The sequence below is a fragment of the Calditrichota bacterium genome (assembly GCA_014359355.1).
Classification (GTDB): Bacteria; Zhuqueibacterota; Zhuqueibacteria; order JANLFK01; family Oleimicrobiaceae; genus Oleimicrobium.
In genome coordinates, this window is sequence record JACIZP010000139.1 from 1 (window position 1) to 9,990 (window position 9,990).

The following is a 9,990-nucleotide window of genomic DNA, read 5'->3' on the forward strand; positions in this document are numbered from 1 at the left end:
GGGGATCGTGTTGAGCCCAGTGGTACTCCTCCACCCGGTCATCGCTTACGCCGACCCTGCCAGGTTTGCCCACCACACACGGGGCCAGGTCCAGGATCACCCGGTTCCCCCACCGTTGCTGGCGCACCGTGAAACGCCCTCCACTGGCAAACTCAACGGCGACTGTCCCCTCATGATAGGTGACCCCCTTCACCGGCACTTGCGGGGATGGCAGCATGGGAACTGCCGCGCAGCCGACCATGCCGCCGAGCAAGGCGACAAAGCAGAGGCGACGCAGGGACAGCGCCCCCTTCCCCAGTGCCATCCTGAACGCTTGTGCTCTCTTCACGCGCCCCAGCCCTTTCTGCAGTGTGCTCCTCTCGCCGTCGCGTGCCATTCAGCGCACATTTACAAATATAGCAATATCCGTGGCATTCGCAAGCAGAAAATGCCGCTTAGGCGTTGGCAAGCAAGGCTTGAATAAGGCCTCAGAAAATGCAAAGGCCGCTTTCCATTTCTGGAGAGCGGCCCTGCAGCGAATGTGGAATGAGAGTGTGAAGCAGTAGAGAGGGAGTTTCTATGTCAGTCCATCGCGATCCTTGACTACCTCAGCAGCGAACCCGCTCACTGGATGAGCTTGACGGCGAACAGGTCTGAGCCACCACCACCCATTTCACCGCGCGTGGCGGCGCGCATGTAGTATCCTACTACGTCCTGTCCGTCCATGCCCACCAGGAAAAACACCCCTAGACGGACTACCGTCACTTCGCTGCGGCCATTGGGATCCTCGTTCGGGTCAATCAAAGGGATCTTGCAGATGCGCGGACTGCTATCGCCCGGGTAACTCGACCCTTCCACATGGTCGCCGTCCCAATAGGCATTGGGGTCGCGAGCAAGGACGTCTTCAACACCTTGCGAGGTTGGCCCCTGCATGTTCCCGGGTTCCACCAACAGCCGGTCGCCGATCTTGACTATGGACGATGAGCCGTTGATGATATTCTCTCGGTAAGCATCCGCGCCGCGCACCGGCGAGCCGCGATTGATTGGCGGGAAGCAGACAGGGTAATGCCAGCTTCCGCCACCGTTTTTCCCCACCTTCAGCCGCACGAGGTCTCCCACCTGCCAATGTTGGTCAGGCACCGCCCACGGTTTGAGGCCGTAGCTGGAACGCACCGTGCCACAGGTGGCGGTCGCCTGCGCGGAGATGTTCACTCGGCGCAGGCCGATGAGCTGCAAAAAGAAGAGGTTGACAGGCCGCGTGACGGAGACAGAGACCTGATTCGTCGCCGGGAAAGAGACCTCAGTCGGGTTGAGCTGCAGTGACCGGTTCTGCAGCCTGTTTGCCCCGAAGGTTGCTACCGCGTAGGAGATGGCGGTCTGGTTGTCACGGATGAGCCCGCGCGCCCCAGCCAACGCCGCCGCATCCACCGCCGACTGCAATTGGGTGCGCGAGGAGAGGATCGACCCCAGGTCGATGGCCATCCCCGCACAACAGAGGAACACGAACATCATTGCAGTCGCTAAGGCAAGAGCGCTCCCTCGCTGATCGCCGGGCAGGCGCCGCACCCAACCGCCGCTTCCCAGCACTGCCCGAGCTTCGCGACAAGTTCTGCGCACGTGTTGAACGCCTTTCTTCACTCTTGCCCTCCGCGTGCTCACCCTAACCATCCGCCGCGCTCCGTCCCCCACCCATCACCACACACACCACGCGGCCTGTCGACTTCCTCGTCCTGTTAGACTGCAACTGCTGTGCCAAAATTTGACAGTCAGCCGCTGACCTTGACTTTCAAGGAGTTAGCCCCCGCACAATGTCGCTGCTAACATCGAAGCACCACAGCATTTCATGCGCTACCGCAGCAAATCCTGCGCTCCTTCTATTGACGCACTCTCCGGCCCTCACCTGCGCACCTCTGTTCGCCCCAAGAGAAGGCCCTTCGCGTGGAAGCCATCTTGCTCTCACGAAATCAGCTTCACGCAAAAGAGGTCAGAGCCGCCGCCGCCCATTTCGCCAATCGTCGCCGCCCGCATGTAGCGCCCGATGAGGGACTGCCCCTGCATGCCTTCGATGAAAAACACCCCAAAGCGGACGACGGTCACAGAGCTTCGCCCCGGGCCAGGCAAAGAGTTAGGGTCGATGAGGGCGATCTTGCAGATGCGCGGACTGCTGTCGCCAGGGTACCGCGAATCCTGAATGCCGCTTGGACTGAGCCAGGCGTCGGGGTCCAGCGCCAGGATCTGGTCGACCGCCTGACGCGTGGGGCCTACCATGTCGCCGGTCTCCACCAGCAGTTCGTCGCCAATCTCAATGGCCATTGAGGAACCATTGACGATTGCGTCCTCGTAGGCGGCGGCCCCGGTGACGGGATTGCCCTTGTTCAGCGGCGGGAAACAGACCGGATAGCGCCAACTCGGCACCTCGCCCGGCGGTCCTGCCTTCAGCACCACCACGTCTCCGGGGAGCCAGTGCAAGTCCGGGACTGCCCATGGTTTGAGCCCGACCGCGGATCGTGCGCCGCCACAGGCAGCGACCGCCCGCGCCGACACAGCCACGCCGTTGGCGCGCACCAGCTGCAGAAAGTAGATTTGCACGGGCCTCGTGACTCTGACTTCCACTTGTCCGGCGCCGGGAAACGACACCTCTCCCGCCGCCAGCGAGATCTGGCGATTCTGCACCCTGTTGCGTCCGAAGACTTGAATGGCAGAAGCTATCGCCTCCGCTTGTCCGTTAATCAGCCCCCTTGCTCCGGCCAATGCCGCGGCATCTGCTGCTGCCTGGAGCTGCGCACGCGCCACCAGAATCGCACCGATGTCAATCGCCAGGCCACAGACCAGCAGACAAATGAAGAGCGCAACGGCGGAAACGGCAAGTGTACCGCCCTTTTCGTTACGCCCGAGCGCTTGGCTGTCCCCGCGCCCATCCACCTTGCATGCCGCAGAAGGTTGTCTGAACCGGTACCAAGAGCGTGAGCCGTCGTTCTTCACTATGGTCCCCTCCTCGCAGGAGAGGCCGAACCTTCTTGCGGTCCGGCCTCTTGTCGTGGGATTGAAGCGCACCGCGCTTTGCGTGTGGCCTGCTCTTACCCAGCCGTGCCCTACCACACTTCCCCTGCAGGCGCCACGCCCGTGTTCACAACGCCAGGCCAGCCGCGCACCATAACCACTTTCAACCCTCCGCCCATGTCGCTGTGACAACCGCAATCCCTGTGTTCCTCGTCGCCTGGAATGCCACCTCCCCGCCCATCATCCCGCTGCCAGTGCTGCACATCCCCTGCGCCCTCGGCCTGGGCACGCCGACCCTCCACCTTCCCATCCGCGACCGCCTGTCGGCTCCCATCGTGCCGCAAGGTTGCGCTCATGTAGTCCTTCTGCCATACCTCGGGGACCTGTCCGTTGGTCCACTCAGGGTTGCGGTTGTCACAGAACGATCTCACCACGCCCTTTACCTCTTCACCACCCCGCACCACGCGGCTGGGCCACACGTCCGCCCGCCAAATTGCAACTGACGTGCCACAAATGTCGGCCCATTGATTTCGTGGAAGTTAACGTTGAAAGCAAGGCGCGGATCACCCCAGCCAGCGCAGCAAATGCTGCGCTGGCGCATGAAATGCTGCGCTCAGGAAGGCGAGCTAAGCGATCCCGTACTTCTCCAGGCGATAAACGAAGGTAGGTTTGGAAATGCCCAACAGGCGGGCTGCTTGCGCCTTGTTGCCCCCGGCGCGTTCCAGTGCCTGCTTCAGGAGGCTCTTCTCCACTTCTTCCAGCTCGATGCCCTCGGGTGGCAGAGAGAAGCTTGTGCTGGGGGCCCCGCTCTCTTCGCGCCGTACAAAGTCCAAAAACTCGGGTCGCAGCTCCTCGCCGTCGTGAGTCAACACGGCGCGCTCGATGACGTTGCGCAGTTCGCGCACGTTGCCGGGCCAGTGGTACTCTTCTAACAGGCGGCGCGTCCTGTCGGGAATGCGCACAAAGGACTTGTTGAACTTCCGATTGAACTCGTTCAGGTAGAGTTTGGCAAGGGGGAGGATGTCCTCCTTGTGCTCACGCAGCGGAGGGATGGCGATGTGCGCCACGTTCAGGCGGTAGTACAGGTCTTGCCTGAATTTGCCTTCGCGCACCGCGGCCTGCAGGTCGCGGTTGGTCGCGGCGATGATCTGCACGTCGACCTGGATCCTCTCCGTGCCGCCAACGCGGTAGAACTCCTGGTTCTCGATCACGTGCAAGAGCTTGGCCTGCTGACTGAGCGGCGTCTCGGCGACCTCATCGAGGAAAAGCGTGCCGCGGTGTGCGAGCTCAAACTTGCCAGGCTTGCCCTTGTCCAAGCCGCCGGTGAAGGTCCCGCGTTCGTATCCGAAGAGCTCGCTCTCCCAAAGGTTCTCCGGAATGGCCGCACAATTGACCGGGACAAACGGATGTTGGAAGCGCTGTCCCAGGTAGTGGATGGCGCGCGCGATGAGGTCCTTGCCCGTACCGGTCTCGCCCGTAATGAGCACCGTTGCCCCGGGCACCTTGATGAGCTTGTCCACCATGACCATGATCTCTTTCATTGCCGGGCTCTGGCAGACAATCTGATCCAGGCGGTTACGCTCCACTTCCACGCGGCGCAGTTGCTCGATCTCCTGCTTGAGAGCGACGCGCTCGGCGGCCTTCTCCACCGTGTGAAAGAGGTTCTCCCGACTGATGGGCTTGGTGAGGTAATCGTAGGCGCCGAGTCGCATGGCCCGGACCACGTTCTCCGGTTGCCCATAGCCGGTGATCATGATGCAGACGACGTCCTCGTGCCGGGCGCGTATCTTCTCCAAAAGGGCAAACCCGTCCATGCCCGGCAGGCCGATATCGATGAGCACGATGTCCCAGCGCTCGTGCTCTAAGTACTTGAGTGCTTTCTCGCCGCTTTCCACCCCGCTCACGCTGCACTTGCCCTGTAGGGCGGTGATGATGGACTCGCGCATCAAGGGATCGTCTTCGACGGTTAACACACGAATCCGTGCCTTAGCGGAATTCTCAGCCATCTTCTCCTCTTTCCTCTGAGGCCGCTGGGAAAAGGATGCAGACCGTGGTCCCTTCCCCAGGCGTGCTGCTAATGTCGATGGTCGCCCGATGCGATTCAAGGATGCGGTGCACCACCGAAAGGCCTAAGCCAACTCCCTCGTGCTTCGTGGTGAAGAAAGGGTCAAAGACGCGGCGGAGGTCTTCCGGGGCGATCCCCACGCCCGTATCCTCAAAGCCGACTTCTACCATGGGCGCCTCCTGTGTACCGCGGGGCCTCCCCCAAATGCGCAGGCGCCCGCCCCGCGGCATGGCCTGTACGGCATTGAGAACGATGTTGACGAAGACCTGGTTGAGTTGTTGCCAGTCAGCTTGAACCATGGGCAGGTCATCTGCCCACTCCTGAACCACCGAAACTTTGGCCTTGCTCAGATTGGTGGCCATCATCTTCAGCACATTGTCAACCACTCGCCGGATCTGGAGCTTTTCGAAGCTCGGTTCGGCAGGCCGGGCAAAATCCAAGGTGCGTTGGACAATACTGGAGATGCGGTTGACTGCCTCCATGCTGCTCTCCAGTATGTGCCGCTGCTCGCTGGTGAGCTGGGTGCATTGCAGGAGGTGATCGAGATTGAGCTGGATGCTGCCGAGGGGCGTGCGGATCTCGTGGGCGATCCCCGACGAGAGCTGACCCAACGAGGTGAGCTTGTCCACCCGCTGCAAATGGCGCTCCATGCGCTTCTTCTCGCTGACATCGCGCAGGTAGAGGAACGTTGCCGGCTGGCCGTCGTAGGTGCCGTGCACCAGGTCCACCTCGAGCTCGATCTCCTCCCCACCTGGGGCCAGGAGGCGAATCGGCGCCGCACCGATCGAGGATTGCGGTTCAGAGGAAGTGCTCACCTGCCGGCGGACCTCCTCAGGCAAGAAGCTCAAGCCGCCCGCTGCCAACTGCTCAAGGTCTTTGCACCCCGCCATGTCCATCAGCCGACGATTAGCGAACCGCACTTTGCCGTCCACGAGAATAGCCACGCCGTCCCGGGACTGTTCCACCAGCGTGGCATAACGCTGCTCAGACTCTTCGATGCGCTGCGCCATTTGGTGGAGTCGCGCCAGCGCCTCGTTGAAGGCCGTCGCCAAGGTGCCGACTTCGTCCGTGCCGGAGACTTGCACGCGTAGCCCAAAGTCCCCGGTGACGCGAATGGCCGCGACCTGGTCAACCAGGGAGTTGATGCGTTTGATGATCAGCTTCTGAAACAGGGCCATGACGATGAAGGCGACGGCGAGGCCGATGACCGTATTGGCGAGCAGGGCGAGAAGCAGCGTCTGCTCCTGCCGGGCCAAGAATACCTTCGGACTGGCGACCTCTAACCCGATGGTCGGCTTGCCGGTGATATCACGCAGCACGCCCCGGGCGACGAGCTGCGCCGCGCGCCCGTAGTCGATCACTACCTCCTGAGGACTGCCTGCCCCCTCGGCGCTGCTGAAGGTGGCCCTTAACTCCCACGGCATGGCTGCGCGCGCAATGGGCTCGGCGAGGAAGCGGCTGACCACGAGTCGCTGGCCTTCTTGCGAACATGGGGCACTTGCCAAAACCAGTGGGCCACAGGTGGTATTGACCAAGCCGGAGGTGTCGGCGGCAAGAAGCGGAAGAAACGGAGCAAGGGCCACCTGCGCGGTCTGCCCACATTGCCCGGCAGCGACCGAGTCCACAGACGTCCACCAGGCCAGGTTCCCGCGGTCAACTATGGCGGCAATGTCAAACGGTGGGATCAGCAACCCCGTCGCGGCCTGCGTGCTCCCGGACAGAGAAGCGAGCGTCTTGACCCCATTGGCGCCGTGCGCGGCGAGCGCACGGGCCACCTCGCGCAACTCCGCCTGCTGTTGCTCCACCAGGGCCGCACACCGGCGGAAATTGGCCTCTGCGTACTCGCGCTCCACGGCGCGATGGTACTGGGCAATGCGCAGCCGCAGAATGCCATACTCCACCGTGGTAAAGAAAAAGATGAGCACTGCCAGGAGCAGGACAATCTTCGCCTGGAGCTTCACCGTGCGCAGGCCTCTCCCTTGTTTCCACCACTCCCGCCACCACGGGCCACACGTGGCCTGGCGTTTCCGCAAACCGTTTTTTATTTACCCACATGAAGGCGCGTTCGCGGACATCGGCAAAGGGCGGCTCAACTGGAGGGCTACTTCAGAAGCTGAGCCAGCGGTTGACTTTCAGCAAGAAGACGTTTTCCGATTGGGTGTCAAACAGTGCACGGCCGTCGTCCGTCAGAGAAAAGGTGCCCCGGTCGTCCACGCTGGTCCTGCCCTGCGACCACACCAGAAAGAGAGTCGACCCCGGGCGGTACTCCCAACGGAGCACCAGATTGCTCCGGAACTGGCGGAAGTTGAAATTGGGGTTGTCCGGATAGTCATACGGGGCGTAGCGCTGCTCATAGACAGCCGCACGAGGTGAGACGACCGTGCGAAAGCGCGAGTAGGCCCCCGCCGTGAGGAACGGCATGCCGTAGAACTGCACACTGAGTGTCGGGGTGAACGTGTAACTGAGCCTGATGGTAGCGAAAATCGTCTTCTGGTCCAGTCGCGCGAAGATGTAGTCGCTGCCGCCCGGTCGGGCGATTTCGTCCACGTACTGCCTGTCATCCACCTGCGGGAGAATGCCCAAGCCCAATGAGCAATGCACACGGCCGTCTGGCCGCACGGTGAGCGAAGGCATCAGCCGCAACCCGTGCGTCCCGTACCTGTCTGCGGACCACATTGCCTGCACGCTCAAGGAAAGCGTCTTTTGCTCATCAGTGAAAAAGCGTGCAAAGAGGTTCAAGCTGGCGGGCACCAAGATAGCCGGTCCACCCCGCAGGCTCGAGGTCGACAGGCGAGGGCCGTTACCATTCACGCCCACAAATCCGCCCCAGTAGTTGAGGAAACGAAAACGGAAATTGGCACTTCCCCCGACGCCCAGCTTTTCACCCCCGAAGTTGGTCACATGCCAGAGGTTGACATTCGCCCCGTAGTCACGCAGGAGCTTCCCTGGACGATACCAGTTGTAGCCGAGAAAACCGAAGTGGATGACAAAGTCAGCATCGCGCTGGTAGCCCAGGTCATTCACCTCAAACCCTGGGCTGCGCACCACGCCTCCCACGCCATACGACCAGTTGCCGCCGGCGAGTTTCCCGACCAGGTAGGAGGCCGCCATACCCGAGAGGGTAGTGCGAGAAGGATCGAACTTGACGTGCCGCGCATCCGGCCGCTGAAAGTAGCGGGCCGAGCTCGTTTGCGCCTCTGTAATGGCCTCCTGGTGACCACGAATGTGGCTGGCGGCCACCTTCAGCTCCAGGAAGAAGCGGTCCTGGCTCCAGCGATGGCTAAAGTCAACCCCACCGGCGAAAGCCTGGCGGTTCAGACTCTGCACCGCAGGGGAATCGATGTCGCGTACGACACTGGTGAACATGGCGCCGAGCGTGCTTCTCCCCTGCCGAAAGTCCTTCTGAGTACGGACGGCCAAGTAGTTGGCCCGCGGCTCCACTGTCTCCGTGTACCTCCTCCCTTGGTCATGGACCTCGGCGACCTCGCGGTCCGTGAGCGCCTCAAGCACACCGATCGACCAGCCATGGCGGCTCTTGCCGGTCACTTTGCCGGCAAAGAGGATGGTAGTCAGGCGAGGCAGGTTCACATAACCTTCGTCAGACACCTCCGGAGAGTGCTGTGGCGTCCTTCCAATGCGCCGCGAGTAGAAGAGCGTCTCGTTGCCCATGTCGCCATCACCCACCCCCACGCCAAAGTTGAAGATGTTGTTACCTTCCAAGAAGAAGGGCCGCTTTTCCTCAAAGTAACTTTCATAGGCCGTCAGGTTAAATTCCGACGGATCAGCCTCCACCTGCCCAAAGTCCGGGTTGATGGTGATGTCGAGCGTGAGATTCGAAGAGATGCCGTACTTCAGGTCTCCTCCAATGTTGCCTACCCATCTCCTCGCGCTGGAGAAAGGGTTGCCCTGTTCCACGGGCCGCCGCTCAAGGCTGCCCACGCTGTAGGGCAAGAGCTGGAGCCGCCGCGGGGCAGGAATGTCCTCAATCCCCTCAAGATCACCGAAGAGCGCCACGACGCTGTTGGCGTTGCGCGGAATGAGGCGCCACAGGTCGATTTCCTTTTTCCGGCTGATGATGCGCCCGACCTGAAACCCCCAGCGATGGTGTCCTTGGGGGAAGCGGAGTTGGCTGAAGGGGATGCAGAACTCCGCTGTCCACCCCGTGGAGTCGCGGGCTACGGCGACGTCCCAGACGGCATCCCAGCTCGGGTCCTCGTTGACGTCGTCGGAGCGGTAGAGGTCGCTGCGCGCGCCGGCAGGGTTGACACCGAATTGGAAGGCGGTGCGATGATCGCCGTAGCTGTCGATGGCGACCAGTATCCAGTCGGAGGGGGATTCCACATCGCGGCGGGTCAGCAGCCCACGGATCTTGTCCGGCTCCGAATCGAATGCGCGCACCGCCACGTAGAGGTGCTCATCGTCATAGGCGACCTGCACCGTGGTGGGCTCGCTGGCAGGCGCACCCTCGTCCGGTTCCATTTGCACAAAGTCGCCGCCATTTGGCGCCACCTGCCAGACCGGATCATCCAGGCGTCCGTCGAGGCGCACTTTGCTCCCCTCTATGCGCACGGCCTGTAACACACGGGGCGGCACCGAAGCGATCTCCTGGATGGCTGGGCGAGCGGCAATGCCAGTTGCTGTGGCGATGGATGTAGACAAACCAATCGCCAGGGCCCGAGAAAGCACGTAGGATTCCCTCCTCTTCTTCTACCTTCTTGCGCGCTACACTGCCTTAGACGAGGAGAATGCGGAAAAGGTTACATCGCCAACCCGCCGGTGCGACTGCCGTGGACAAGAATGGGCTGAGCCTCGCCGCCTTGCCTCCCTTGAGAGGGACCAGTGGCGGTTGATCACCCTCTGCCAGCCAGCCGGCACGGCTGTGGTTTTGCAAAGACGAGGCACAGCCGCGCATGTGGAGAGACCAGGCCGTGGCAGCGCGAAAGCGC

The 9,990-nt window shown here is 61.9% G+C and carries 7 protein-coding genes; all 7 read right to left on the minus strand.

Annotated elements, in window-relative coordinates; all coding sequences use genetic code 11:
- Positions 1 to 376: hypothetical protein (locus tag H5U38_05790; GenBank protein MBC7186528.1), on the minus strand; the 376-nt coding region annotated here is incomplete at its 3' end.
- Positions 377 to 603: 227 nt separating this feature from the next.
- Entirely contained in the window at positions 604 to 1,617 is a 1,014-nt protein-coding gene (locus tag H5U38_05795; protein MBC7186529.1) for a hypothetical protein, read from the minus strand.
- A gap of 318 nt (positions 1,618 to 1,935) precedes the next feature.
- Entirely contained in the window at positions 1,936 to 2,961 is a 1,026-nt protein-coding gene (locus H5U38_05800; protein MBC7186530.1) for a hypothetical protein, read from the minus strand.
- A gap of 110 nt (positions 2,962 to 3,071) precedes the next feature.
- Positions 3,072 to 3,413 carry a hypothetical protein gene (locus H5U38_05805; GenBank protein MBC7186531.1) on the minus strand — a complete coding sequence of 114 codons (342 nt, stop codon included), beginning with the start codon at positions 3,411 to 3,413 and terminating at the stop codon, positions 3,072 to 3,074.
- A 192-nt stretch (positions 3,414 to 3,605) separates the two neighbouring features.
- The gene (locus H5U38_05810; protein MBC7186532.1) at positions 3,606 to 4,985 is read right to left on the minus strand and encodes a sigma-54-dependent Fis family transcriptional regulator; all 1,380 of its coding nucleotides are present in this window, start codon (positions 4,983 to 4,985) and stop codon (positions 3,606 to 3,608) included.
- Positions 4,978 to 7,005 carry a HAMP domain-containing protein gene (locus H5U38_05815; GenBank protein MBC7186533.1) on the minus strand — a complete coding sequence of 676 codons (2,028 nt, stop codon included), beginning with the start codon at positions 7,003 to 7,005 and terminating at the stop codon, positions 4,978 to 4,980. Before H5U38_05815 ends, H5U38_05810 begins: the two co-directional genes overlap by 8 nt.
- Before the next feature lie 145 nt (positions 7,006 to 7,150).
- Entirely contained in the window at positions 7,151 to 9,730 is a 2,580-nt protein-coding gene (locus H5U38_05820) for a carbohydrate binding family 9 domain-containing protein (GenBank protein ID MBC7186534.1), read from the minus strand.
- Positions 9,731 to 9,990 lie beyond the last annotated feature (260 nt).

What these genes read in the sequence shown, in the direction of transcription:
- H5U38_05810 (MBC7186532.1), bottom strand. Translation starts at nt 4,985, where the DNA reads ATGGCTGAGAATTCCGCTAAGGCACGGATTCGTGTGTTAACCGTCGAA.